Consider the following 26,098-nt stretch of genomic DNA (forward strand, 5'->3'; position numbering starts at 1 on the left):
GATCAAACTCTCAAATTAAAAGTTTTGTTACCTGTCACTCAATGTGACGCTGGTGTTAAATGTTTTTCATCTCAAATTAATATCTGGGATGTGCTTGACTTGCACTGTTTAATTTTCAAAGACCAAATTTGTTTTCTGCAACATTCTCTTTCGTTGCGACTCTTAATACTATATCAGATTCTTTAGAATCCGTCAAGAACTTTTTTAAAACTCTTGAAACAATTTGTCGTTTTTGTTGACGACTCTTAATACTATAACAGGTTTCCTTTTATATGTCAACAGGCTTTTTAAAAAAAGAATAAAGAATAGTGAATAGAGAATAAATATGGTTATTTTACTCCCTACAGTCGTAAAATCTCATTATATAAAAACAAAGTGGCCGTGGGCCACTTTGCACCTTATCTATTCTTTATTCTTTATTCTCTATTCTTTAAATAAAGTGGTTATTTAAAGAATAAAAGAATCATATGAATTATAAATAGTGTTTTTGGAGAAACTTTAAGTTAATAGACAAAATGTTTTTATTCTAGTTTAGGAGGAACTAATATGGGCTTATTATTAAAAAGTGATAGAAGTAGCATCGACTCAAAGTCCCTAATGGCAGTCAGTAAGTTTAGTAATATGATTCTAGACTACATAAATAGTTATTATGACGATGACTATAATGATATAGTAATAGTTTGTATAGGAACAGATCGCTCAACTGGGGATGCCCTTGGTCCATTGGTGGGACATAAACTCAATAGTATATTAAAAAGATATCCTGATATTTATGTAATTGGAACTTTAGAGAATCCGGTACATGCTAAAAATCTTAATGAAAAGATAAATTATATAGAAGATAATCATGATTCTCCCTTTATTATTGCCATAGATGCATGCTTAGGGAAACAAGACCGTATTGGTTTTATTTCCATAGGAAAAGGTCCCCTAAAACCTGGAGCAGGAGTTAATAAAGACTTGCCTCAAGTGGGACATATACATATAACTGGAGTTGTGAACTTAGGGGGTTTTATGGAATATGTAATTTTACAAAACACTAGATTAAGTACCGTTATGAACATGGCTGATATTATATCCCGTAGTTTTAATACCGCTTTTTGGAAATATTACAAAAGCAATAACCATGTAAGAATAAAAATATAAAAAATATTCCCATACTAACATGGGAATATTTTTTATTCAAATAAAGGGCTATAAACTTTGTTTTTTATAATATTATCTATTTCATCAATGGTTTTACCTGTAGCATTTACAAGAATTGCGGATTTGCCCCCTATATCCTCTCTCCTTAGACTTACCATTTGATTTTCATAGGGGATATTATATCCATCGGCCATGTATATTATTGCTTCAACCTCTTGATTTTCATCTAAATCATATACATCGTATCCCCTATTAATTAATCCCTCTTTTATGTTATCTAGTCCCTGTTGAATAGCTAACTTTTTATGCATAAAAACACCCCACTATTATGATATACAGTTAGTATCCATAAGTGACGGTGTTTTTATACCTAATTATATACTAGATTTTTTTAATCCTTTGATACCCCTATCCACTGCCTTTAACTCTTCCTCTGACAATACATAACTGGATTTCCCATTCTCTATTGGTTTAGCATAGGTATTTGATTCTTCCCTACCATATATACTTGTTATAACAAATCCATCTAAGTTTTCATCCATTAAAGCTATGGAAAAACTCAAATCACTACCTACATTTTCAAAGGCACTATACCTTATAAATCCTACATTTTTAATGGACAGTCTTAATCTCTTATCTAAATCTTCACAAAACCCCTTTAATTCTGTTATATCACCCTTTACACTATTCACGTTATCAATGTGATCTATAAGCATCTCCTCTATAGAATTTCCATCAGCCCCATCCATTAACCTATTATACTTTTTAGCAATTGATGAAATCCTAATTTGACTTATTATAAATAGTACAAGAAGTAATAGGGATAATATACTAAGACTTAAAATAATAATTTCAGAATTATTATTAATAATATCTATAATAGAACCCATCTTTCCTTTCTCCTTTCACCTTTTCTACATATATTTCTACATTTCATTCCAAAATCCTTTTAAATATAAATTTATAATTATCCAATAATAAAACATATCTATGATAAGTGATAAAAAAGGGACCATTTTTATCACTTATCAGAAATAAGCTATAAATCTATATTTCACTACATATATTTCTTACTGCCTCTATTGCCTTCTCTATATCATGATGGGTATTAAATGCCCCTATACTAAATCTCACCGTTCCCTGTTCAAATGTTTTTGTAGTTTTATGGGATAAAGGTGCACAATGTAAACCTGGTCTTACAGCTATATTAAATACCTTATCTAATACATAGCTAACCTCCGATGAATCCTCTTCTCCTATATTAATAGACACAACTGGAGCTTGTTTTATTATATCCTTAGGTCCATATATATTTACAATATCGATCTTACTAAGCTCTTCTATAAAATAACTGGTTAAATCCTGTTCATGTTTTCTTATATTTTCTATACCCCTATCTAGTATATATCTTACACCGGCACCTAAGCCTACTATTCCAGGAGTATTAGGTGTACCACTTTCAAATTTATCCGGTAGCATCTCCGGTTGAGTTAGTAAGTCAGACTTACTTCCTGTTCCCCCTTCTTTCATTTGGATTATATCAATCCCATCTTTAATATATAATCCTCCTGTACCTTGGGGGCCAAGTAAACTTTTATGTCCCGGAAATGCTAAAATATCTATATTCATATCCTTAACATCTATATCATATACACCTGCTGTTTGAGCTGCATCTACCATATAATAAATATCATTTTCCTTAGCTATTTTACCTATTTCTTTTATAGGAAACAATGTACCAGTAACATTGGACCCATGGGTTGTTACTATTAATTTGGTATCTTCAGTTATATTTGCCTTTATATCTTCTAAATTTATGCTACCATCTATATTACAATCTATAATAGTATTTTTAACCCCTACTTTTTCTAATGTTTTAATAGGTCTTAAAACAGAATTATGTTCCATAGATGATGTTATTACATGATCTCCCGGTTTTAATAATCCCTTTATAGCTAAATTTAATCCATCAGTAGCATTATAAGTAAATATAATATTCATGGGATTATCTATATTAAATAGTTTACATATTAGCTCTCTGGTTTCAAAAATAGCTCTTCCTGCCTTAAGAGCCAACCTATGTCCTGACCTCCCTGGATTAGCTCCATATTCCTTCATTGCTTCCATTATGGATTCATAGACCATATTAGGTTTAGGATATGTTGTAGCTGCATTATCTAAATAAATCAAAACTCTCACCTCCGATTAATATTACTAATAATATTATATCATATTAAATATCATAATATATTAGAAGTCTATCGGATTTTTCTATAGGTATTTTCTATTTTTCACCATTTTTCTATCTCATTTATAACAGGAGGTAAATTCCCCCCCTACATAGTTATAGTAGCAATTGAATTTAATCTCTCCTCTCTCCATTCTCCCCTCTCATCTTATATAAGATTGCCTCTAAAACTCCTCCCCCAATGGCCCTAGCCTTTTCAGATATACTATAGCAATGTTTTTTTATACCCCTAGGGTCAACATCTGCTATTTTAAGCCCCTCACTTACATATAGTCCTTCCATTATCAACCCCCTTAAAGTACCATCTAATTTAGAATAAACCGGCTCCTCTCCAACCTTGGCTATGACTTCTCCTTTTTTCACATTATCCCCTATTGATGATATATGCTTTATAATGCCTGTAGCTGGTGACTTTATAACCCTTTCCTTTGTATAACCCATGATTTTGCCAGGTATCCCTGTATTTTTTTCTGCATATCCATCAAATATTAATCTCCCTAGGTCATGCCCCCTATTACTTTCTATTACAACATCAACATCTTCTCCCGCCTTAAAACCTGGACCTAATCCTATGGTTATATCAGCCATGGTTTTAGTTGTTCCAATATTTTTCTTAGCCATGATTGCGTCAACCAAGACTCTAGGCTTTATCTTATCTATAATACTACAATTCCTATCTATTATAATAGGTATATTGTTTTTATCCCATTCTTCTTTTATTTCAGCAACATTATCGACTTTAACCCCTTTAATATCTTCTATTATTATTTCTCCATCAAATATTCCTTGGGCAATAGACACGGTTCTTCTTATCACAAGGGGTTTTTCTATTTCAAGAACCAATACCTTAAATCCACTTCTATGTAGTTTTTGTATAACCCCTGTGGCAATATCTCCTCCACCCCTTACTATAACTATACCCTTCATGTTTTCATCTCCATTTCTTTATCCTGTTATATTCTTCCTTGGTATCCATATCTGTACCTAATATTTTTTCTTTAATGTCCACAAATCTTATATCTTCAGTATTTTTTCTTATAATTTCTCTGCCCCCATTATCGCCTTTTAACTTTAAAAGAGCATCTTTGTATTTAGCATGAAATATAACGGGATTTCCCCTATCGCCGTCATATCTTGGGCAGATTATACCAGAGTTATCTTTAGAAAATATAACGGTAAGTCTATTTATAGTATTACTTGTTAAAAAGGGTTGGTCTCCAACTAAAAACATATATCCCCCTGTATCTTTATTAGAGTTATTTATACCAAGTCTAATAGACTCACTCTGCCCTTTATATGCGTTCTCATTATATACACACTTTATGCCATATGGATTTCCTATATTTTTAACTTCAATATCTCTATATACTAATATCACTTCATCCACATTAGAAGCTACTATACTCCTTATAACCCTCTCTATAACTGGAATCCCATTTATAGTTAAAGTTAGCTTATTTTCACCCATTCTCTTTGAATATCCCGATGCCATGATAATTGCTGTTATCATTTATATCCATTCTCCTTCATGCTACCAACAATAATTCCATTTATAAAAGACCTATTATCTTTAAATAATTCCTTTATAAAATTACCTGAATTATTTAAGTCTTTGTCAGCCTTATTTAATAATACGTATTTTTTACTGTTTTGGGGACTGTTTCTAAATAAACCATCCTTATGAACTATAAGTCTATATACATCTTTCTCCCCTAAAACTTCTCCCCTATTTTTATTTAATATATTGGCTAAAATTTCAGGCCTATGGACATAGTCCTTAGCTATGGGTTTTCCTATGGAATCTAGCCCTATAACTCCTATAACCATTGATGTATTATCGGGAATTACAGGTTCATGTTTGTCAGGAGCCTTTATAGCTTTTCTTTTTGAGCCGTCCCCTTCACAGATAATATAATCAAATATATTTCTGTTATATATGCTATTTAACAAATTCTTATTTATCCCTAAAAGTTTGTTGTTTTTTGATATATTTCTTCCTAATACAATTATTGAGCCTCCTGTTTTTATGTCAAAATTAATTGTTTCTTGTGAAACAATTAGATTGTCGTAACTATCAAAATGTGGTTTAAATATTGCCGTTGTGGTCGTTACCAACACATTTTTACCTTTACTTTTAAGTTCCTTTGCCAATCTAAACATGGTGGTGGTTTTTCCACCACCACCAACTAATGTTATAAATTCTTTTTTGTTAAGGTGAATATTAAAATATTTATATACATTCATTATCATCACTTTCCAAAGGGGCATATAGGATATCTACAAACATCACACTTCATACATAACCCACCATGACCTAGTTTGGTTATATCCTTTCTAGTTAACTTTTCCCCTGTTAATACCCTTGGGAATATCAAGTCAAGAACCGTAGTTTTATGATACATTCCACAGGCCGGTATCCCTAATATAGCAACCTCATTTTTATAGGCCAGCATAAACATGGCTCCTGGAAGTATGGGAGAACCATATGTTATCACTTCATTGGATACATTTCTTATGGCAGTTGGAGTTACATCATCTGCATCAACGGACATTCCCCCTGAAGTTAAAATAACTTCACACCCTCTATCTATAAGTTTTCTTATTGAACCCTCTATCTTTTCTAAATCGTCGGGGGCATATTCTATATCTGCAAATTCTCCTCCATAATGGTTTATCTTATCCTTTAGTACAGGTCCAAATTTATCTTTGATTCGTCCATCATATACTTCAGATCCCGTGGTTACTATACCTACTTTCATAGACTTTAAGCTATTTATTTTAATTATGCCTCCAGTGCCTTTACATATATTTTCTATTTTTTCTATTTTATCCTTTTCGGTGGCTAATGGTATTATCCTAGTCCCAGCAACCACCTGCCCTTTATCTACAAGGGTATTATTATGAAGGGTTGATACTATTACCAGTTCTATATCGTTTATACTATCTAACCTATCCACATCTATTTTTAAAATCCCTTTAGCTTTCGATTTAAGACTTACTTTCCCCTCTGAAGGATCTGTATAATATAAGCCTTCTCCCCCTATTGCATCTGCTATTCTTTGGGCAGCATCATCCTCATGAATATCTTTTTCAGTTAATTCTAAAACATTAATATGGTTTTTCCCCATATCCTTTAGCTTATCTATATCCTCTTCACTTATTACATGGCCCTTCTTATATGCTGCACCTTTAAATTCTCCAGGAACAATTTTGGTTAGATCATGGGCTAAAATCATCCCCACGGCATCTTCCACTTTTATTTTTTTCATAATTAGCCCTCCATTTTCTTAAAAGTTTAAAAGTGATTTAACTGATAATCCAACTTGATATATCTTTCCTTCATCGTCTATAGTGGCTAAAAACTTAAATAATTTTCCATCCTCAGCCCGTTTCTTTATAGGAGTTGTTATATACTTTCTTTTTCCCTGTTTAAGTTCTAAAAAACTTTTATCTACCTCATATAGGTTTAATCCTATAGAATTCTTCTCATTACAATATGTTACCACACCTTCTTTATTGGTTTCATATATAGAGTCAACGTTTGTCTTCTCTAGCATTTCTTTCACTAGATTATCTGTTATCTTTTTATTTTTCAATTCTTTATATATATATATAAGGTCCCTTTTCATCTTACCTTCCATAACTTGATTAGTCACATATTGTTGCATATCATCTGCCCTATTATTAAGATTTAATATTATTTGTTTGATGTCATTAGTTTTATCCTTCTGAAGCCTTACATATGATAATGAACTTTCCATTTGACTTGATATGTCATCAGCAAATTTAGTAATATCATCGATTACCTTTACTATTTTCTTATCTTCGTCGCTTATTCTATTAAATATACCTTGTACATTTTTTATATCTTCAATAGACTTTCTAAGATCCTGCCCCATATTATAAAACTCATTAATCATAGTTTCTATCAATAAGGATGTGTCTTGTACCTTCTTGACCTCATAGTCCATCGATGATGATATACTGCTTATTTCTTCTTTAAATTTTGATATAACCCCATCAATTTTTTTAGAGACCTTTGATGTTTCAGATGATAGTTTGCCAACTTCAGTTGCAACCACAGCAAAACCCTTGCCATGTTCCCCAGCCCTCGCCGCCTCTATTGATGCATTTAAAGCTAACATATTTGTTTCTTCAGCTATGGAGTTTATTAATTCTGTTAACTTCCCTATTTCCTCTGACTCTTCTTTCAATAGGTTTATCCTTTCATCAGTGTTAACTATAGTATCTTTAATATTATTTACCTTATCCTTTATCTGTTGTGTAGATTCTATTCCTCTTTGGGCGACCTTTATAGATTTTTCTGTAAAGGCTGCGGTTTCATTAAATGTTTCATTTGCATTATTAAGCTCTTTAGCCCTCAATGCAAAACTTTCACTTGTATCCATCAACATACTATATTGCTCACTTCCATTTTCACTAACTATATCCATTGATGATGCCATACTCTCCATGGTATTATCCGATTCGTTGGATATATATTGTAATTTTTCTCCTATTTCCAAAATGTTTTTTGACAAATTGGCTTGCCTTTTAAAATTATCCTTAAGGGTATTTAACATTTCCTCTAGGTCTCCACTATTTTCCTTATTCATCCCATCAATATCTTCTATATCAAACAATAAGTCATTTTTATTTATTCTACTTATAAATTCTTTTAACCCTTTAATATATTTATTATAATTTTTATATAAGATAAAGGAAAATACCAATGGTAAAGTTACTATAAATATAATGTTTAGAAATAATACTTCAAAAATATTACTAATAATAAATGTAATTATAGCAACCATTAATAACATAATATAAAATCCAATAAATCGCTTTACCTCTCCATTCTTCAAGTTAGTCCCTCCTCCATTAACCCTATTTTTATTTTCTTCTCTAAAACAACCCATAGGGTCTAGACATGTCTAGACCCTATACAATGAATTTGTAACTTCGACTCTAGCCAAAGCTTTCCTTATCTATTCTTTAATATATAGTTTCCTAATCATTTATAACAATATCTGTAAAGTCAAACTTAGTTACATCGAATAGTCCCATATCCGTAACTTTAATTTCGGGAATAACTGGAAGAGCTAAAAATGATAAAGTCATAAAGGGGTCTATATCCCTGTTAACATGTAATTTGTTATAGGCTATTTCTAACATATGGGATAGTTTATCATCAACATCTTCCATGGACATATCTGACATAAGTCCTGCTATAGGTAATGATACCGAATTAAGTACCTTTCCCTCTGAGCATATGGCAATTCCACCGCCAATACTTGATACTTCTTTTATAGCAAGTAGCATATCTTTATCATTGTCCCCTATAACTATGAGATTATGGGAATCATGGGCTATTGTTGATGCTATTGCTCCATTTTTTAGTTTAAAGTTTTCAACTAGTCCAAGACCTATGTTCCCTGTAGCTTTATGTCTTTCAACCACAGCAATTTTTAGTATGTCTAGACTCCTATGATGTTTAAATAGTCCATTTTCTGTTCCGACTTTTCTTACTACCTTTTCTGTAACTAAACTATGGGGCAGTAGTCGCATAACATTTACAATATCATTATCTAATTTTATTTCTAAATCTTCTTTATTTATATCTCCTATGTTTATGGTGTCTACAACTTTAGAGTTATCTGGAGACACAACATCAAATAGTGCCCTTTTATCCCTAGCAACGATTTTACCATCTTTATATACCTCAACCACATTAAATTTATCTAAATCATCTAGTATTAGTAAATCAGCATTGTATCCCGGGGCTATGGCCCCTATTTCTTTAAGTCCATAACATTCTGCAGCATTGATACTTCCCATTTTAATTGCAGAAATAGGGTCTAATCCATTTTTTATAGCCAACCTAACGTTATTATCTATATGACCCTTATTTAATATATCCTCTGGATGTCTATCATCTGTACAAAATAAGCATCTTCTTAAATTCTCTTTATTAATAGCTCTTATTAAGGTTTCTAGGTTCCTTGCTGCAGAGCCTTGTCTTATAAGGATATACATTCCCAGTCTTAGTCTATTTATCATTTCCTCAACCGTGGAACATTCATGCTCCGTTCTAACCCCAGCCATTGCATAGGCATTTAAATCCTTTCCTTCTATATCAGGTCCATGACCATCAATTAACTTATCCCCTGCTATTTTAATTTTTTCTATAACTCCTTTATCTCCATTTATAACCGATGGATAATCCATTAGCTCCCCAAGGCCTAGGACCTTATCATTATGTATTAATTTTTCTAGTTTTTTAGCATCTAATACTGCACCTGAATTTTCAAAACTGGTAGCTGGAACACAGGATGGCAACATAAAGAATATATTCATGGGAAGATTTTCACTTGAATCTATCATATACCTTATGCCTTCCAAACCGCATACATTAGCTATTTCATGAGGATCTGCTATTATAGTAGTAGTTCCCGTGGGTAAAACTGTCCTTGCAAATTGTGGTGGTGAAACCATTGATGATTCAATATGAACATGACCATCTATAAGACCTGGAGATATATACTTTCCTTCTAAATCTATCTCTTCCTCTCCTTCATATTCCCCTATACCAACTATCTTCCCCTTATCTATTGCTATATCTCCCTCAATAATTTCGTGGGAAAATACATTTATAATTTTTCCATTTTTAAGTACTAGTTCTGCCTTTTTTCTCCCGGCAGCTAAATCTATATTGCTTTTTATATCTTCTTTCATAGGATTACACCCCTTTTAAAGTTTAAGGTAAAGGTAAGGACTAGAATATATGTCCTTACCTTTTTATTTTTTATTAAGGTAACTTCGAATAATTTTAAAGTTACTAGAAGTTATAATGGAGTTTTTAACTGTTTTTATTTTTCTCTTTTAAAGCCTTTAATATACTATCTGGTTTAACTGGTATTTCCGTTATCCTTACTCCTATGGCATCATATATAGCATTTAATATTGCTGGGGTTATTGGTATCATAACCGGTTCCCCTATACCTTTTGCACCATAGGGTGCCGTTGATTCAGGGTCTTCTACTATAACATTCTTTACATCTGGCATATCTAAAGCGGTAGGTATTAGATAGTTTGTAAAACTATTATTTTTCATAACACCATTTTTCAACTTTAGGTCTTCAAATATTGCATATCCCATACCCATGGCAAATCCACCATCCATTTGTCCCTCTATAAGCTTAGGATTTAAGGCCTTACCAACATCTTGGGCTAAAACTGCATCTAAAACTGTAACTACACCAGTTTCAGTATCAACTTCAACTTCTGTCCCACAGGCACAGAATGTGTATGGCCAGTAAGGGGCTCCCTGTCCTGTCTCTGCATCCATCTCCGTTGTTTGAGCTGTAAATTCTCCATTTTCATATAAAGGTTCATCTTTAAAGTTTTTAGCTATCTCTTTAAAGGTAATTCCCTTTTTAGGGAAAGACTTTACATATACATAGCCATCCTTTATTTCTATACCTATATTGGTGTTTAATCCTAGTTTTTCCTTAGCTATATCTATTATTCTTTGTCTTAATTTTTCTGCAGATTTCTTTATGGCATTTCCTGTATTATATGATTGTCTACTGGCTGCAGCAGTTCCTGAGTCTGGGGTTATTTTAGTATCTTCATTAATAAATACTATATCTTCAAACTTAAGTCCCAATGCTTCCGCAGCTATCTGACTCATAACTGTCTTAGCCCCTTGTCCAACCTCGGTGGCTCCAACATATATTTCAACCTTACCATCTTCCCTTAGTTGAGCCTTTGATTTTGACACATCGGGGAATCCATTACCATAACCTGTACCATAAAATATTATTCCTACTCCTTTACCTGTCTTTTTCATTGGTTATCACCACCGGTATAATTTTCTTTTATTTTCATCTTTTTTTCAACCTCTTCTAAACATCTATCCAAAGGTACACTCTCTTCTAATATCTGTCCCGTTGCCGTTTCAGACCCTAATCTAAACATATTTTTCATTCTTATAGTTACAGGGTCTATGTTTAATTTTTCAGCTAATATATCCATTTGCTGTTCATGGGCCACAGGAACCTGAGTTGCACCAAACCCTCTCATTGCACCGGCAAATGGATTATTAGTATATACAGCATAACTATCTACCTTTACATTTGGTATTTCATAGGGACCTGATATATGGACCCCTGCCTTTCTTAATACATTTATTGCCCATGATGCATATGCTCCTGTATCTCCTATTATTTCAGCCTCAAAAGCCACTAGATTACCATCTTTATCGGCCCCAGTTTTACACTTCATTGTCATAGGATGTCTCTTTGAATGGGCCTGAAAGGACTCTTCCCTAGAGTAAACTGTTTTTACAGGTCTTCCTGTTATTTTAGCTGCCATTGCTAAATGTATTTGAAGGGTTATATCCTCTCTACCTCCGAAGGCTCCCCCCACTGCAGGGTTTATTATTCTAATATTTTCTATATCTACCCCCATAGCTTCAGAAACTTCTAGCTGATCAAAATGGGGATATTGTGTAGCTGCAACAACAACTATTGTGCCATCATCATCTATATAGGCCACTCCTGCCTCCGGTTGTAAAAATACGTGTTCTGCCATTTGTGTTTTATATTCATTTTCTACTATAACATCACATTTTTCAAAGGCATGGTCAATATCACCTTTTCTTATTTTATAATGATATATTATATTACTATCTCCATGAACCTTCGGTGCATCATCTTTCATAGCTTCAACCGGATCAAAAACTGCGGGAATTTCTTCATACTTAACATCTACTAACTTTAGTGCTTTCTTTGCTATTTTATCTGATTCTGCCACTACAAATGCTATTGGGTCTCCTATTCTTCTAACTCTTTTTTCGCATAAAACTTCGTGATCTTTAAATAATACCCCGTGTTCATTATGCCCTGGAACATCCTTATATGTTAAAACCTTAACCACTCCATCTAACTTTTCGGCTTCCGTAACATCTATTTCTATATTTGCATGGGGTTTTTCCGATCTTAAAGTCTTTCCATATAACATATTATCCATATATATATCCGCTGGATATGCTGCTTTTCCTGTAACCTTTGATAATCCATCGACCCTTATTATATTATTACCTACAACTTTTAACTTCTTCATATTACTCATCACCTTCTTTAAGCAATTTAGATGCCTTCTCTATGGCATCAACTATTTTATTATAGCCTGTACATCTACATAGATTCCCCGATATACCTTCCCTTATTTCTTCCCTAGTTGGAGATGGGTTTTTATCAAGTAAAGCTTTAGCTGATAAGACCATTCCTGGAGTACAAAAACCACACTGAACAGCACCTTCATCTAAAAATGCCTGTTGTATAGGATGTATGGTTCCATCATCATTTTGAAGCCCTTCTATTGTTATTATCTCAGAGCCATCAGCTTGAAAAGCCATAACAAGACAAGATGTTACAATTTCTCCATCCATAATCACTGTACAGGCTCCACATTCACCTTCTCCACATCCTTCTTTAGTTCCTAAAAGCCTTAATTCTTCCCTTAATAAATCCACAAGCCTTAAATCTTCATCTATATTTAAACTATACTTTTTATTATTTACAGTAATATTTATCTCTTTCATATTAAACACCACACTTTCTATTGTTGTCCATTAGTAATGGCTTTTTTTATAGCATCTTTAAATGTTCCCCTTATTGCTTCACCTTTAAATTCCATGCTAGATCTTCCCTTAAGTCTTGTCTTAATAACATCCTCCATAACCTGTGAAGCTTCAATGATAATATCATCGTTTAGTTGTTTCCCTTTTAAAAAGTCTTCAACTTCCCTTTCTCTAAGACCATATCTGCCAACAGCTCCATTGGCTATTCTTATATCTTCACATATGTTTTCCTTATTAATTTTTACATATACGCTTGTACATATTCTAGATATTGCTAAAGCTTTTCTAAGTCCTAACTTACTAAACCCAAGACCTTCGTTTTCGGCTAGTTTTTTAAATTTAACAGAGTATAAAAATTCATCATCTTTTAAATCAACTTTACCCTTATCTAAAAATATTTCTTCTAATTTTACTTCCCTTTTACCATCTTTACTTTTTATAACTGCCACAGCATCAAGTGATAATAGTGGCGGTACTGTATCTGCTGCTGGGGATCCATTACATATGTTTCCCCCTATAGTACCTTTATTTCTTATTTGGGGAGACCCAACAGATTTAGCCGCCTTTTTAAGACCATCGTATCTAACATTTAATTTGTTACTTTTAGATGTATTAGTAAATGTAGTAGCAGCACCTAGTTCAATATAGTCTCCATTATCTTCTATTTTAGATATTTCATCTATACTAGATATATCTATAATAACTTTTTCTTTTAGCTTATCGTGTTTTATATCTATTACTAAGTCTGTTCCTCCTGCTATTATCTTCCCATTATCACCGTATTTATCTAGTAGATTAATAACTTCATCTACACTATTAGCCTTATAAACCTTTTTTAGTTCCATAAGTTTCCTCCTCTTTCTAAATGCTAAAAGGGAAGATTCCTTCCCTTTTAGTATAGTTTTATTAATTTTCAATTGACTTAATAACTATCACAAACAAACTTAGAAGCTTTTCTAAGCTTATTTCTTATAGTTATTACCCTATATCACCAGGGTGATATAGGGTTTTTTTATTATATTATTACAGTTTATCTACAACAAACTTTAATACAAATAGTATTGATAGTATAAGCATTACCGGTGAAACTTTTTTAGCTTTACCCGAGAAAATATTAATTAGTACATATGAAACCATACCAAATACTATACCATCGGCTATACTATAAGCTAGAGGCATCATTATTATTGTTAAAAATGCCGGTATCGCTTCTGTATAGTCGGCTAAATCTATTTTTAATATTGGTGACATCATAAATAGTCCAACTAATATAAGTGCCGGTGCTGTTGCCTCAGTAGGAATAACCCCAAATAATGGTGCAAAGAATAATGCTACCGCAAATAATCCTGCACTGGTTAGTGCCGTAAGACCTGTTCTACCACCCTCTGCAACTCCTGATGCACTTTCAACATAGGTTGTAACTGTACTAGTTCCTAACATAGCTCCAAATGTAGTTCCTATAGCATCTGCAAATAATGCCGGTTTTGCATTTGGTAAGTTACCTTCCTTATCAAGCATGTCCGCCTTTGAAGCAACCCCAACAAGGGTTCCTATAGTATCAAACATATCCACAAATAAGAAAGTGAATAATACTACAACCATATCAAATGAAAATATTTCTTCAAATCCAACAAATTTAAATGCAACATCACTTATAGCTGTTGGTAACTCCATTATCTTTTCAGGAGCATTAGTTATTCCCATTGGAATACCAATTATAGTTGTACCAACTATACCTATCAATAATGCACCTTTTACGTTTTTAACTAATAATATTCCTGTTATTATTACACCTATTATAGTCAATAATGGTCCTGCAGTTGTTATGTCTCCTAAATGGACTATAAGTCCCCCTGCATTTGGTAATAATTTACCGTCCTGATACATAAGTTTACCTGTTTGTACTATTCCTGCATTAGAAAGTCCTATAAAAGCTATAAATAATCCAATACCCACTGATACAGCATGTTTTAAGTTTATGGGTATAGCCTTAACTATTGCTTCTCTAACATTAAAGGCAGTTAATAATATAAATATTAAACCCTCTATTAACACTGCTGTTAATGCAAATTGCCATGATTTTTGCATTCCTATAACAACTGAAAATGCAAAGAATGCATTAAGTCCCATTCCTGGTGCTAGTACAAATGGATAGTTTGCTCTAATTGCCATATAAAGGGTTGCTATAACAGCTGATATAGCCGTTGCTGCAAACACTCCACTATAGCTCATTCCTGCTTTACTTAACGTATCTGGATTAACTATTAAGATATAAGCCATTGTCATAAAAGTAGTAATACCTGCTATTATTTCTGTTTTTACATTTGTTCCATTCTCTTTTAACTTAAACTGTCTTTCCAAAAAACTTTTTTCAGTACTCATTTTAGTACTCATAAGTTTCCCCCTTAATTTTATTTTTATTATAAAACTTGTCCACTATCCCCCTTTCATATGTTTTTATTTATCATAAATATGATAACATACGTGTGGATTAAGTTGATAACAAACATGAAAAACAGGTTATTTTGATTAAAAAGAATTTTCAAATAATTTATATTGATATCGTGTTAACGTTTTCGCCATATGTCTAGTTATATCTATTATACATTATAATGTCTATTAAGTACAGAAACTTTTTCTGTACTTAATGGATATTATAGGTTATATTTATCTTCCCATTTAGGGAAGATAATTCTATTGTTTACAATCCAATATACTTTAATACAAACAATATAGACAATATATATAGTATCGGTGATGCTTCCCTTCCCCTTCCTGTAAAAACTTTTAATAATACATAGGAAACCATTCCAAATACTAATCCCTCTGCTATACTAAATGCCAGGGGCATCATTATTATTGTCAAAAATGCAGGTATTGCCTCTGTAAAATCATTTAAATCAATTTTAGTTATTGGTGACATCATAAACAATCCAACTATTATTAAAGCCGGTGCCGTTGCCTGAGCCGGTATTATAGTGAGTATAGGTGAAAATAATAGGGCCAATGCAAAAAAAACCGTAGTTACTAATGAAGTAAGACCTGTTCTCCCACCTTCTGCAACCCCCGCTGCACTTTCTACCGTTGTTGTTACTGTGCTGGTTCCTAGTACAGCTCCAAATGTAGTTCCTACCGCATCTGCAAATAATGCTGGTTTTGCCCCCGGAAGATTTCCATCATCATCAAGCATATCCGCCTTCGATGCAACCCCTAAAAGGGTTCCTATTGTATCAAATAAATCAACAAATAAAAATGTAAATAGTACTATTAACATATCCCATGAAAATATCTGATCAAATCCAACAAACTGAAATGCTATAGGCTTTATAGAGGGTGGTAAATCTATAACCTTACTTGGCATAGGAGTTATATCAAAAGGTATTCCCACAATAGTACTGGCTATTATACCTATCAATAATCCACCTTTAATATCTTTAGCAACCAATACACCTGTTATGATAAGACCTATAATTGTTACTAAAGGTCCATATTCAGTTACATCTCCAAGCTTAATTAGTGTTCCCTCAGGATCTGCAACTATTATGCCTGCACTTCTTAGACCTAAAAAGGCTATGAACAAACCTATTCCAACACTAACAGCATGTTTTATATTAATAGGGATTGCCTCTATAATAGCTTCCCTTACATTTAAAAAGGTTAAAACTATAAAAATTAATCCCTCTATAAATACTGCTGTTAATGCAAACTGCCATGAATAACCCATATTTAAAACAACAGAATAGGCAAAGAATGCATTTAATCCCATCCCTGGAGCTAATACAAAGGGATAATTTGCAAACAGAGACATAGCAAGGGTTCCAATAATAGAAGCTAAAATTGTGGTAGTAAATAAAGCATCTTTATCCATTCCTGCATCCGATAATATTATTGGATTAACAACTAAAATATAAGCTACTGTTACAAAAGATGTAAATCCAGCTAAAAACTCTGTTCTTACAGTGGTTTTATTTTCTGATAATTTAAATCTCTTTTCTAGAAAACTTGTATCTTTTGTTCCCATTATACTACCTCACTCTACTTTATTTTAAAGAAAGGTTTTCCTAAGTTTAAATATTAAAAAAAGGGAATCCCTTTCTTTAATATAGTTATCTTGCCCCAATTGGGGCAAGATATTCATTATTCAACTATAGGTGGTAGTATTTTAAAGTTATTTACATCAATTAATCCTTTGTCAGTTAATTTCCATTTAGGGCTAGTTGATAATGCTAGGAATGATAGATGCATAAACGGAGCATGGGCAGTTCCACCTAGCTGTTGTGATACAACATTTTCAAGACTTGCTACCTTTTCACTTACCTCTGGTCCTGTTAACTCATCGGTAATAAGACCTCCAACAGGTAACCTCAAGTCCTCTAAAATTCTACCATTATTAACAACTGCTATTCCGCCACCCATTTCTATTACTCTATTTACTGCTGTTACCATATCATTAATATTTGTACCTATTACCATAATATTATGGGTATCATGGGCAACACTCTCTGCAAAAGCACCTTGTTTTAATCCAAAACCTTTACAGAAACATTTACCTACATTACCAGTTCTTCCGTATCTCTCAACGCATCCCATATATAATATGTCATTGTTAACATCTGCTTGAACAACACCTTGATTAACCTTTAAATCTACTTCTAAGCTTCCACTTAAGTTTTGGTCTAATATAAGCTCTATAGCTCTACCTTTAACACTATTGCCAGAAGCTTTTATTTGTAACTCTTCAGCTGATATAGGTCCCCTTTTAACTGAATGTTTAACAGTGTCTGGGTAAGTATATTCAGGAAGATCTATTACTAACTCCCCTTGGGAAGCTACTAATTTACCACCAACAAATACAGCATCTACTGTCATTTCATTAAGATCACTTATAACCGCTATATCTGCAACCTTACCTGGAGCTAATACACCTCTATCGTCTAGACCAAAGTAGGTTGCTGGGTTTATAGTTACCATTTGTATAGCTTCAACAGGATCTACTCCCTCAGCTATAGTTCTTTTTACTATTTCATTCATATGACCTAGCTTTTGTAAGTCTTCGGCCACCATATCATCAGTAGCTAATATACATCTTCTAGAGTCAAACCCTTCTTCTGTTACGGCTCTTATACATTCAGCCATGTTACGCTGTGTTGACCCTTCACGCATAAATACATATACTCCTTGTCTTAACTTCTCAACAGCTTCTTCTTTTGAAGTTGTTTCGTGACAGGAACATCTACTACCGGTTGCTATAATGTGGGCTGCTAACTCGCTTCCAAATAACTCCGGCGCATTACCATCAACAACCTTACCTAAACTTTTAGCATATGACGTTGATGCCAATAGGTCAGTTATTATTTCTGGTGTATTATTATATACATGTTTTGCATTACTAAATCCTTGAAGCTCACCTATACCTATTATGTTAGGATAGTTTAGTAAGTCTTCCATATGTTTAGAATTCACATCATATCCTGCAGTTTCTAAGTCTGGACAGTCTGGTACCAATGCTGGTACAACAAGCTTAACATGGTTTGGAACAACACTTGCTTCATCTGCCATGGCCTTCATACCCACAGGGCCTAATGCATTACCTATCTCATGGGGATCAGCAACCAATGTTGTTGTTCCTGAAGGTAATGATAGTCTTGTAAACTCAGTAATAGTTAACATACTACTTTCGAAGTGCATATGGGAATCAATAAATCCCGGCGCTAAATACTTTCCAGTAACATCTACAACAACAGTTTCCGGTCCTATAAGGTTTTCTGAATTTCCTACTACTAAAATATATCCATTTTTCATTGCTATATCAGCGGTGTATACCTCTCTAGTTATAACATTTACAACATTTCCATTGTAAAGCACTATATCAGCAAATTCCTTGTCTGACATTAATGCATCAATCAGTTGTCTATATTCTATTGACTTTTTAATTGCTTGGGCGTCTAGCAATTTTACGCCTCCTTTCATTTTATTACTCCTCTAAATATTCTTTATAAATATCCACATTGTCCACTATACCTATTATTGCCGCATCAAGTGGCGCTTCCCTTTTATTGGCTGCAATCCTTGCAGCGGTACCTTTAGTATATAAAACAACCTCACCAATTCCTGCCCCTACAGTATCAACAGCTATAACAGTCTGCCCTATAGGCTTAAAATCTTTATCCAGAGGTTGAGTAACCATAAATTTACTACCTGTTAACCTTTCATCTTTCCTTGTGGCAACAGCCGTTCCGATAACTCTGCCTATATGCATACTACTTCTCCTTTACAAATCACTTTTTAATTATCTTAACTCCCATTTCATTTGCTACATCATAAGCCAATGGGGTTATAATAGATGACTTAGATACATAAACTTCCTTTTTATTACTGCTTCTTGATATGAGTTTCCCTAAGTCTCCTTCAGTGACTATAGTTCTTTTATTATCCACATTATTATTTGTATCTTCTTCTATTATTATGTTTTCAGTATTATCTGTCTTTTTTCCATCGTTTGGCTGAAATACATTTAACATCTCTGTTAAGTAATCCCTTCTTTTAACTGCTTTAACTCCCATAACCTGAACTTTCTGTATATAGTCTTCTATCATGGTTTGTAACATTGGCCTTTTAGAAGTATTTCCCCTATAGGTTATGGCATTATCAAAATCCATTAATACAGGTTTATCATGCCATAAGCTTTGCCATAATGCATGGGATATAAAGCTATCTTGTAGTCCAAGGGAAAGTTTTACAACAGTATTTTGTGTAGTCATAGGTACTACTACCCCATCCACATTTTCAATGACTTGTTCTGTTTGTAGTATATCCTCTTCTGTATAAATGTTTTTAGGATTAAGTTTTGTTTTTATATAGTCAATGTCTAATAGGGCTTCTCCAGTACCTGAAAAGGCTATATCAAAGGTGAATCCATATCCCTTTGTTTTTACAAGTTCATCAATAGCCTTTCTTATGTCAACATCAGTCCCTGTGAAAACAACCAATATATGCTTTTCATTATAGGAATAGCTCTCATACTTATGGGAACCATGAGTATTGTTAGCATTACTATAATCATTAACACCGTTATTCAGTACTTTAATATTTCTATAGGGACTTTTTATATCCTTTGTGTAATCTTTACTAACTTTAGAGGATAGTTGATTTATTATATCCTGTGTTAAGTTATATTTATCCACTTTTAAACACCTCATTAAATGTTTAACCTCTACTATAACGGAATTTCAATTTATCCGTTAAGTTTGTAATATTTTTATAAATAAGTATTATTCGCTTTTAAGAAGTACCCTCTCAACTTCAGAATGAGGTCTTGGTATTACATGTACTGAATGTAATTCTCCCACTGCTCTTGCCGCTTCAGCTCCTGCATCTGTGGCAGCTTTAACTGCTCCTACATCACCTCTTACCATTACAGTAACTAATCCAAATCCTATTTTTTCATAACCTATTAAATTTACATTAGCTGCCTTTACCATAGCGTCTGCAGCCTCAACTGATCCTACTAAACCTTTCGTTTCAACCATACCTAATGCTTGACTCATTATAATTCCTCCTTTAATTTTAATTATTTTTTAGTTTCTTTTTCTTTACTATCTGATTTTGATTTCTTTTGCTTTTTTGTATCTTTTGTGTCTTTTTTATCTTCTTCATTTAAATCTTTAATATCTTTTTGAAATTCTTTTATTAGGTTATCAACTTCTTCATGGGGTCTTGGAATAACATGACTTGATACAACATTTCCTACTCTATTTGCCGCCTGTACTCCAGCTTCAACCGCTGCCTTAACAGCTGCCACTTCTCCACCTAATTGGATAGTAACACTAACAATCTTACCAACACCTATTACCTTTTCATATCCAACCAATTCAACATCTGCTGCTTTACTGGCTGCATCTAAAGCTGTAATAGCCGTTGTTAAACCTACTGATTCTATTAATCCTAAAGCTGCCCTCACCTTCACACCTCCTCAGTTATCTGTTTAAGGAGCCTTTTTTCCCTATTGAATCTAATGATACCTTAGGTATATAAGCTTCTAGATTACCAATCACATTGGATTTAACATTTTTATTGTTTCTTTTATAAGCTTCTTTTTTTACATTTGTTTGTTTTTCACTTCTTTTTACAGTATTTGAAGTTTTAGATTTATTATTCCCAGCCAATTCATTTAAGGTCATCATTGTTTTATTTCTTCTTTCTGTAACTGGTTTATCCCTTTTAGTTGTGGGATTTTTAGCTAAATCTTCAAGTTTAACCTTTTGTAAATTTCCAGGTCTATTATTACTGTAGTCATTTCCTTTATTATAAGTTTTATTTTGTGTGCTATTTACACTTAAAGTAGTATTGTTAGGTTTATTCCCTTTGTTTATGACATTTTTAAGGAGTTTTTCTTCCATGTCACTTAATGTAACCCTAACTCCAGTATTATTATTTCTCTTTACTACACTACCTTTCTTTCCGGCGATATTATTCATAACTACCCTTGTTAATGGGTTTTTCATATTAATTCACCACCATATAAAGTTATATTATCCTATCTACCTCATCATGAGGTCTCGCTATCACATTTGTAGAAATAATCTCTGCCAATTGTCCTGCAGTTTCTATTGCATTGTCAACAGCAGCCTTAACAGCTGCTACCTCTCCTGTTACTATAACAGCAACTGCACCGGAACCTACAAATTCAACAGTTTGTATCTCTACATCTGCTGATTTAACCATTGTATCAGCAGCTTGAATAGCGGCAACTAAGCTTCTTACTTCTACCATTCCTATGGCCTGTCTCATAGTCAATTACCACCTTCATTTATTTTTTCATTCCTGGAATATATTTAGTTATATCTATATTATCATATCCAGGTATTTCTGCTCTTTCAAACTTTTCTCTTCCCTCACCTAATGGCATTGTAGCATCTATTCCCATCTTATCTGTTACACCCCTAACCACATGGGATGCTTCAAGACCTGAACCTAAAGCTCTTGGTATAATAACAATATCCTCAGATGCTTGAACTCTAGAGGCAAGGGCAAACTCTATATCCTTATAGTCATATATATCTACATCATTATCAACTATAAGAACATGCTTTAAATCACTATGACAACCCAATGCTGATAGTATAGCACTTCTAGGTTCCCCTTCTTTCTTCTTATCTATAGATATTATACTGTGGAACCTACAACCCCCTGCAACTGTAACATTAACATCATTAACATCTACTATGTTACTTAGGGCTGCATAAAGTTCTGCTTCCCTTATTAATCCATTTGCAAGGTGCTCCTCCCTTGATGGATAAGCATGTTGATATATTGGATTATTTCTATGCATTATGGTTTTTATTTTAAATACTGGGTGGGGTGCCACCTCACCATAATATCCCATAAGTTCTCCAAAGGGACCTTCTATTTCCCTCTTATTAGGCACTAAAGTTCCTTCTAGTACAATTTCTGCATAGGCAGGAACCTCCAAGTCTACTGAGTTACATTTAACTAATTCTAAAGGTTCTCCCCTTAATGCACTATCCACTTCATATTTGTCTAATCCATATTTTTTAGAACTTATTTGGGATGCCAGTAAAAACTCTGCATCATAACCTAAAACTATTGCACACTCTAACGGTTTCCCAGTCTTCTCATATTGGGCAAAATGTTTATTAAGAAGGGGGGATGCTGGAGAAATTAGTGCGTTTACTTCATTTGGTCCATTTACCTGAAACCTTCTTACAGCCATATGATTTTGGCCTGTTTCTGGATCCTTTACTATCATCATTCCTGCAGTTATAAAACTTGAAGAATCTTTACCATTTGATTTTGGTATTGGTAACATTCTTTCTATATTTATATTATGGTTTATTATGTTTTCTTTAACCGGTCCATTATTAACCACTTTATAAGGCTTAGGATTAGCTATTGCATTCATAAAATGATTCAGTCTATTTTCAGTGTTTACACCCATAAGCTTATAATATATGTCCCTGTTACCATATATTCCACCTAATACCGGCATATTATAACCTTTAACATTGTTAAACATTACTGGTTTCTCATTATCAAAATAACTTAAAACCGCTCCCAGTTCATATTTAGGGTCTACCTTTGTATTGCTGGTTTCAAATTCATTCATACTCTTTAACTTATCTATTGTTGCCCTTAACATTTGATTTTCCACCTTATCCCTCCTTTCCGTGGATTATTCTCCCCATCTTTTAGATATATTATGCTCTATTCCCAGTTGATCTAGAGTTCTGCCTACTATAGAGCTCACCATATCTCCTATGGTTTCAGGATGATTGTAAAACCCTGGGGACGCAGGTAGTACAGTTACATCCATTTTTGCAAGCTTTAACATGTTTTCTAAATGTATAACACTTAAAGGAGTTTCCCTTGGTACAACCACAAGTTTTCTTTTTTCTTTAATTGTTACATCACAAGCCCTTGTTAAAAGCCCATCGGAATATCCACTGGCTATTGCCGAAATAGTTTTCATAGAACAGGGTAAAACCACCATTCCATCCACTTTAAATGAGCCACTGGCTATTGGAGCAGCTAAATCTTTATTATCATGATAATATGTAGCAAGGGACTTTAGCTCTTCTAAAGTAACTCCACATTCATGTTCTGTAACATACTCCCCCATAGTTGATACAACTAAATGGGTTTCTACTCCTAAGTCATTTAATACCTTTAGTAATGCAACTCCATAAATAGCTCCACTACCACCTGAAATTCCTACCACAATTTTCATACAAGTTCACCACTTTCACAAAGGTATAAAATAGCAAAAATCTCCCACCTCTATCGGTGGAAGGTTTATTCCCATGGTAAGATAGTGTCTGTCTACCCCATATAGGGATAGACAGATATTATATTACTCAACTTTATTATCTTGGTCTCCTCCACCTAACCATGGGTCAACACCTTTTTCCCAAGCATCTATATACTCATCTAAAGTCATAACCTTAGTGAATATGCTTAAGTCTTTTAGTCCATATTCATGCATTTCTTCAGTTTTTGATGCACAACAGTCACTTATAGTGATTACTTTATATGCATTGTAAAGAGCATCTGAAGCAGTACTTCTTACACATACATTAGTCCAAACACCTGTTACAACAACAGTATCTATATTTTCTTCTCTTAAATATAAGTCTAAATCAGTGTGAGCGAATGAACTATGTCTTCTTTTTGGTATTGTGTACTCTTCTCCTTCTGGATAAAGCTCTTTTATAAAGTCTGAGCCCCAAGTTCCTGCAACTGCATGAACTGGTCTTACTCTAAAGTCAGCGTCATTTTTTCTATGAGCCTCTTGGATATGGATTAATTGAACATCATCCTTACCCTCTGCATTTCTCTTTCTTACCCACTTAAATAATTTTTGTAGGTTTGGTACTATATCGTCTGCACCTGGGCATCTTAGTGGTGCTTTTTCTCCAACGAAGTCATTTAACATATCAATAACAACTATTCCATGTCTTGGCATTATAATTTCCTCCCTTTAGCTTATCTACAATTTATTTTATTTAATTTGGTGATAGATAATAGACGTTCATTCTATCACCAAGCTATATATTTATATGCTACTTAGTGTTAATCCACTCTTTTTCTTTGTTAATCCAGTTTTCATTATCTTCCCTTGAAGCATACCTTAAACATTTAGGTAACTTGCTTATTCTTTGTCTCTTAACAAATTTACCATATCCCTTTTCTCCTACTATACCTTTATCTAAGTCAAATATAACTTTACCTCTAAGGATTGTTTTTATTGGTCTTCCTTTAACTTTGGTTCCATGTAATGGATTATATTTTGCCTTTGAAAAAGTTTTTTCTTGGTCTATGGTCCATTCATAATCAAGGTCTACAATAGTTAAGTCAGCATCTGAACCTATTTCCATTGAACCTTTTTTAGGATATATACCGTAATTTATGGCTGCATTAGTACTTGTTACATTAACCAGTTGCCTAAGGGTTAATCTTCCCTTGTTATAACCTTCACTTATTAAAATAGGCATCATAGTTTCTACTCCTGGGATTCCTGGAAATGCGTCCCATATAGTCATGCCATCTTTAGCCTTCTCAGTTATAATTTCATAGGGAGCATGGTCTGTTCCTATAAAATCCACACTACCATTTATTAATCCTTCCCATAACTCTTGATTGTCTTTTTTAGATTTCAATGGAGGGGCTATTTTAGCAAAGGCACCGTGTTCAGTCATGGCATCTTGATAGTCTAATATCAGATAATGGGGACAAGTTTCTGAGGTAACATCAATTCCCCTTTTTTTAGCTTCGCCAATTAGTTTAGCACCGACACCGCTACCCATATGAACAATATGAGCCCTTGCCCCAGTATCTTCTGCAAAACTAATAACTAACTCTATAGCCACCTTTTCCACAAGTTGATTCCTCGCCTCAGCCCATGCAGGGGCATCGGTTCTTCCCTCTTTTTCAAATTTCTTAGTATAGAAATCAGCCATTGCAAAATTTTCTGCATGTACTCCTATTGGAAGTCCAGTTTTAGCCACTGCCCTAAATGCTTCTAACATCTCAGGGTCAGTAACCCTTGGATATGTTGGAACCGAAGGGGTCATATATACCTTAAAGGCACATACACCTTCCTTTGCCTGCTCCTCAACAATATGAAGATTTCCTTCCCTTACATCCTCGCCTGTCACACCACCCCATAGGGCATAATCAACTATAGCATCATCTTTTATAGCATTTATTTTATTGTGTAACTGGTCTACACTTCTAACTGATGGTTTTGAACAACAGGGCATATCCATGATTGTTGTAATACCACCGGCAGCTGCCGAAGACGAGCCAGTAAAGAAATTTTCTCTATGGGTAAATCCTGGATCCATAAAATGGGTATGGGAATCAAACCCTCCAGGTATAACTAAATTACCCTTTGCATCTATAGTTTCCTTTGCATCCACGCCATCTATATCCGTTAAAAATCCTGATATTTTTTCGTTTTTCACTAATATATTGGTAGCTACCGTATCATTTTCACCCTTAGGAATTTTAGCATTTTTGATAATAAGATCTAACATTAA

General features: G+C 33.5%; 27 protein-coding genes. 1 reads left to right on the plus strand and 26 read right to left on the minus strand.

What is annotated here, in order from left to right; translation table 11 throughout:
* The first annotated feature begins 546 nt into the window (after window positions 1-546).
* Window positions 547-1,146, plus strand: coding sequence for a spore protease YyaC (gene yyaC / locus V6137_RS14990; RefSeq protein ID WP_425448762.1), 600 nt, complete (start codon window positions 547-549; stop codon window positions 1,144-1,146).
* 32 nt (window positions 1,147-1,178) lie between these two features.
* Here yyaC and V6137_RS14995 read toward each other — a convergent pair whose 3' ends face one another.
* The 26 genes from V6137_RS14995 to V6137_RS15120 all read right to left on the minus strand — a co-directional run bounded on the left by V6137_RS14995 (window position 1,179) and on the right by V6137_RS15120 (window position 26,095).
* Window positions 1,179-1,457 carry a YkuS family protein gene (locus tag V6137_RS14995; RefSeq protein ID WP_425448763.1) on the minus strand — a complete coding sequence of 93 codons (279 nt, stop codon included), beginning with the start codon at window positions 1,455-1,457 and terminating at the stop codon, window positions 1,179-1,181.
* Between the two features lie 63 nt (window positions 1,458-1,520).
* Window positions 1,521-2,036, minus strand: coding sequence for a DUF4446 family protein (locus V6137_RS15000; protein WP_425448764.1), 516 nt, complete (start codon window positions 2,034-2,036; stop codon window positions 1,521-1,523).
* Between the two features lie 157 nt (window positions 2,037-2,193).
* Window positions 2,194-3,336, minus strand: coding sequence for an aminotransferase class V-fold PLP-dependent enzyme (locus tag V6137_RS15005; protein ID WP_425448765.1), 1,143 nt, complete (start codon window positions 3,334-3,336; stop codon window positions 2,194-2,196).
* A 172-nt stretch (window positions 3,337-3,508) separates the two neighbouring features.
* Complete coding sequence (gene yqeB, locus V6137_RS15010) at window positions 3,509-4,321, minus strand: selenium-dependent molybdenum cofactor biosynthesis protein YqeB (protein WP_425448766.1); 813 nt, start codon at window positions 4,319-4,321, stop codon at window positions 3,509-3,511.
* A 4-nt stretch (window positions 4,322-4,325) separates the two neighbouring features.
* Window positions 4,326-4,904: a molybdenum cofactor cytidylyltransferase gene (gene mocA, locus V6137_RS15015; protein WP_425448767.1), complete on the minus strand. Its 579-nt coding sequence runs from the start codon at window positions 4,902-4,904 to the stop codon at window positions 4,326-4,328.
* The gene (gene yqeC, locus V6137_RS15020) at window positions 4,901-5,662 is read right to left on the minus strand and encodes a selenium cofactor biosynthesis protein YqeC (RefSeq protein WP_425448768.1); all 762 of its coding nucleotides are present in this window, start codon (window positions 5,660-5,662) and stop codon (window positions 4,901-4,903) included. Before yqeC ends, mocA begins: the two co-directional genes overlap by 4 nt.
* The gene (locus V6137_RS15025; protein WP_425448769.1) at window positions 5,644-6,663 is read right to left on the minus strand and encodes a molybdopterin-binding protein; all 1,020 of its coding nucleotides are present in this window, start codon (window positions 6,661-6,663) and stop codon (window positions 5,644-5,646) included. The genes yqeC and V6137_RS15025 overlap by 19 nt, the downstream gene beginning before the upstream one ends.
* A gap of 18 nt (window positions 6,664-6,681) precedes the next feature.
* The gene (locus V6137_RS15030; RefSeq protein WP_425448770.1) at window positions 6,682-8,259 is read right to left on the minus strand and encodes a methyl-accepting chemotaxis protein; all 1,578 of its coding nucleotides are present in this window, start codon (window positions 8,257-8,259) and stop codon (window positions 6,682-6,684) included.
* Window positions 8,260-8,404: 145 nt separating this feature from the next.
* Window positions 8,405-10,129 carry an adenine deaminase gene (gene ade / locus V6137_RS15035; RefSeq protein WP_425448771.1) on the minus strand — a complete coding sequence of 575 codons (1,725 nt, stop codon included), beginning with the start codon at window positions 10,127-10,129 and terminating at the stop codon, window positions 8,405-8,407.
* Window positions 10,130-10,253: 124 nt separating this feature from the next.
* Complete coding sequence (locus tag V6137_RS15040; RefSeq protein WP_425448772.1) at window positions 10,254-11,246, minus strand: xanthine dehydrogenase family protein molybdopterin-binding subunit; 993 nt, start codon at window positions 11,244-11,246, stop codon at window positions 10,254-10,256.
* Entirely contained in the window at window positions 11,243-12,520 is a 1,278-nt protein-coding gene (locus V6137_RS15045; RefSeq protein WP_425448773.1) for a xanthine dehydrogenase family protein molybdopterin-binding subunit, read from the minus strand. The genes V6137_RS15040 and V6137_RS15045 overlap by 4 nt, the downstream gene beginning before the upstream one ends.
* 1 nt (window position 12,521) lies before the next feature.
* Window positions 12,522-13,001, minus strand: coding sequence for a (2Fe-2S)-binding protein (locus V6137_RS15050; RefSeq protein WP_425448774.1), 480 nt, complete (start codon window positions 12,999-13,001; stop codon window positions 12,522-12,524).
* 17 nt (window positions 13,002-13,018) lie between these two features.
* Window positions 13,019-13,885 carry an FAD binding domain-containing protein gene (locus V6137_RS15055; protein ID WP_425448775.1) on the minus strand — a complete coding sequence of 289 codons (867 nt, stop codon included), beginning with the start codon at window positions 13,883-13,885 and terminating at the stop codon, window positions 13,019-13,021.
* A gap of 178 nt (window positions 13,886-14,063) precedes the next feature.
* The gene (locus tag V6137_RS15060; RefSeq protein WP_425448776.1) at window positions 14,064-15,434 is read right to left on the minus strand and encodes an NCS2 family permease; all 1,371 of its coding nucleotides are present in this window, start codon (window positions 15,432-15,434) and stop codon (window positions 14,064-14,066) included.
* A 307-nt stretch (window positions 15,435-15,741) separates the two neighbouring features.
* A complete protein-coding gene (locus V6137_RS15065) occupies window positions 15,742-17,061 on the minus strand; it encodes an NCS2 family permease (RefSeq protein WP_425448777.1) in 1,320 nt (439 codons plus the stop codon).
* A gap of 116 nt (window positions 17,062-17,177) precedes the next feature.
* A complete protein-coding gene (gene ade / locus V6137_RS15070; RefSeq protein WP_425448778.1) occupies window positions 17,178-19,010 on the minus strand; it encodes an adenine deaminase in 1,833 nt (610 codons plus the stop codon).
* 4 nt (window positions 19,011-19,014) lie between these two features.
* Window positions 19,015-19,299 (minus strand): EutN/CcmL family microcompartment protein, encoded by a 285-nt coding sequence (locus tag V6137_RS15075; RefSeq protein WP_425448779.1) that lies wholly within the window; start codon window positions 19,297-19,299, stop codon window positions 19,015-19,017.
* Window positions 19,300-19,318: 19 nt separating this feature from the next.
* Window positions 19,319-20,224 (minus strand): hypothetical protein, encoded by a 906-nt coding sequence (locus V6137_RS15080; RefSeq protein WP_425448780.1) that lies wholly within the window; start codon window positions 20,222-20,224, stop codon window positions 19,319-19,321.
* Window positions 20,225-20,311: 87 nt separating this feature from the next.
* Window positions 20,312-20,590, minus strand: coding sequence for a BMC domain-containing protein (locus V6137_RS15085; protein ID WP_425448794.1), 279 nt, complete (start codon window positions 20,588-20,590; stop codon window positions 20,312-20,314).
* Window positions 20,591-20,610: 20 nt separating this feature from the next.
* Window positions 20,611-21,000: a BMC domain-containing protein gene (locus V6137_RS15090; protein WP_425448781.1), complete on the minus strand. Its 390-nt coding sequence runs from the start codon at window positions 20,998-21,000 to the stop codon at window positions 20,611-20,613.
* Window positions 21,001-21,016: 16 nt separating this feature from the next.
* On the minus strand, window positions 21,017-21,544 hold the full coding sequence (locus V6137_RS15095; RefSeq protein WP_425448782.1) for a hypothetical protein: 528 nt from the start codon (window positions 21,542-21,544) through the stop codon (window positions 21,017-21,019).
* Between the two features lie 22 nt (window positions 21,545-21,566).
* Complete coding sequence (locus V6137_RS15100) at window positions 21,567-21,830, minus strand: BMC domain-containing protein (RefSeq protein ID WP_425448783.1); 264 nt, start codon at window positions 21,828-21,830, stop codon at window positions 21,567-21,569.
* A gap of 19 nt (window positions 21,831-21,849) precedes the next feature.
* Window positions 21,850-23,211: a UbiD family decarboxylase gene (locus V6137_RS15105; protein ID WP_425448784.1), complete on the minus strand. Its 1,362-nt coding sequence runs from the start codon at window positions 23,209-23,211 to the stop codon at window positions 21,850-21,852.
* 21 nt (window positions 23,212-23,232) lie between these two features.
* Complete coding sequence (locus V6137_RS15110) at window positions 23,233-23,787, minus strand: UbiX family flavin prenyltransferase (protein ID WP_425448785.1); 555 nt, start codon at window positions 23,785-23,787, stop codon at window positions 23,233-23,235.
* A gap of 123 nt (window positions 23,788-23,910) precedes the next feature.
* Window positions 23,911-24,522 carry a cysteine hydrolase family protein gene (locus V6137_RS15115; RefSeq protein ID WP_425448786.1) on the minus strand — a complete coding sequence of 204 codons (612 nt, stop codon included), beginning with the start codon at window positions 24,520-24,522 and terminating at the stop codon, window positions 23,911-23,913.
* 97 nt (window positions 24,523-24,619) lie between these two features.
* On the minus strand, window positions 24,620-26,095 hold the full coding sequence (locus V6137_RS15120) for a dihydroorotase (RefSeq protein ID WP_425448787.1): 1,476 nt from the start codon (window positions 26,093-26,095) through the stop codon (window positions 24,620-24,622).
* Window positions 26,096-26,098: the final 3 nt, after the last annotated feature.

The sequence above is a fragment of the Dethiothermospora halolimnae genome, assembly GCF_037577855.1.
Classification (GTDB): domain Bacteria; phylum Bacillota; class Clostridia; order Tissierellales; family VENL01; genus Dethiothermospora; species Dethiothermospora halolimnae.

Bases quoted from the DNA above. Each gene is read 5' to 3' on its own strand.
- yyaC (WP_425448762.1), top strand. From the start codon at position 547: ATGGGCTTATTATTAAAAAGTGATAGAAGTAGCATCGACTCAAAGTCC.
- V6137_RS14995 (WP_425448763.1), bottom strand. From the start codon at position 1,457: ATGCATAAAAAGTTAGCTATTCAACAGGGACTAGATAACATAAAAGAG.
- V6137_RS15000 (WP_425448764.1), bottom strand. From the start codon at position 2,036: ATGGGTTCTATTATAGATATTATTAATAATAATTCTGAAATTATTATT.
- yqeB (WP_425448766.1), bottom strand. From the start codon at position 4,321: ATGAAGGGTATAGTTATAGTAAGGGGTGGAGGAGATATTGCCACAGGG.
- mocA (WP_425448767.1), bottom strand. From the start codon at position 4,904: ATGATAACAGCAATTATCATGGCATCGGGATATTCAAAGAGAATGGGT.
- yqeC (WP_425448768.1), bottom strand. From the start codon at position 5,662: ATGCCCCTTTGGAAAGTGATGATAATGAATGTATATAAATATTTTAAT.
- V6137_RS15025 (WP_425448769.1), bottom strand. From the start codon at position 6,663: ATGAAAAAAATAAAAGTGGAAGATGCCGTGGGGATGATTTTAGCCCAT.
- ade (WP_425448771.1), bottom strand. From the start codon at position 10,129: ATGAAAGAAGATATAAAAAGCAATATAGATTTAGCTGCCGGGAGAAAA.
- V6137_RS15040 (WP_425448772.1), bottom strand. From the start codon at position 11,246: ATGAAAAAGACAGGTAAAGGAGTAGGAATAATATTTTATGGTACAGGT.
- V6137_RS15045 (WP_425448773.1), bottom strand. From the start codon at position 12,520: ATGAAGAAGTTAAAAGTTGTAGGTAATAATATAATAAGGGTCGATGGA.
- V6137_RS15050 (WP_425448774.1), bottom strand. From the start codon at position 13,001: ATGAAAGAGATAAATATTACTGTAAATAATAAAAAGTATAGTTTAAAT.
- V6137_RS15055 (WP_425448775.1), bottom strand. From the start codon at position 13,885: ATGGAACTAAAAAAGGTTTATAAGGCTAATAGTGTAGATGAAGTTATT.
- V6137_RS15060 (WP_425448776.1), bottom strand. From the start codon at position 15,434: ATGAGTACTAAAATGAGTACTGAAAAAAGTTTTTTGGAAAGACAGTTT.
- V6137_RS15065 (WP_425448777.1), bottom strand. From the start codon at position 17,061: ATGGGAACAAAAGATACAAGTTTTCTAGAAAAGAGATTTAAATTATCA.
- ade (WP_425448778.1), bottom strand. From the start codon at position 19,010: ATGAAAGGAGGCGTAAAATTGCTAGACGCCCAAGCAATTAAAAAGTCA.
- V6137_RS15075 (WP_425448779.1), bottom strand. From the start codon at position 19,299: ATGCATATAGGCAGAGTTATCGGAACGGCTGTTGCCACAAGGAAAGAT.
- V6137_RS15095 (WP_425448782.1), bottom strand. From the start codon at position 21,544: ATGAAAAACCCATTAACAAGGGTAGTTATGAATAATATCGCCGGAAAG.
- V6137_RS15100 (WP_425448783.1), bottom strand. From the start codon at position 21,830: ATGAGACAGGCCATAGGAATGGTAGAAGTAAGAAGCTTAGTTGCCGCT.
- V6137_RS15110 (WP_425448785.1), bottom strand. From the start codon at position 23,787: ATGAAAATTGTGGTAGGAATTTCAGGTGGTAGTGGAGCTATTTATGGA.
- V6137_RS15115 (WP_425448786.1), bottom strand. From the start codon at position 24,522: ATGCCAAGACATGGAATAGTTGTTATTGATATGTTAAATGACTTCGTT.
- V6137_RS15120 (WP_425448787.1), bottom strand. From the start codon at position 26,095: ATGTTAGATCTTATTATCAAAAATGCTAAAATTCCTAAGGGTGAAAAT.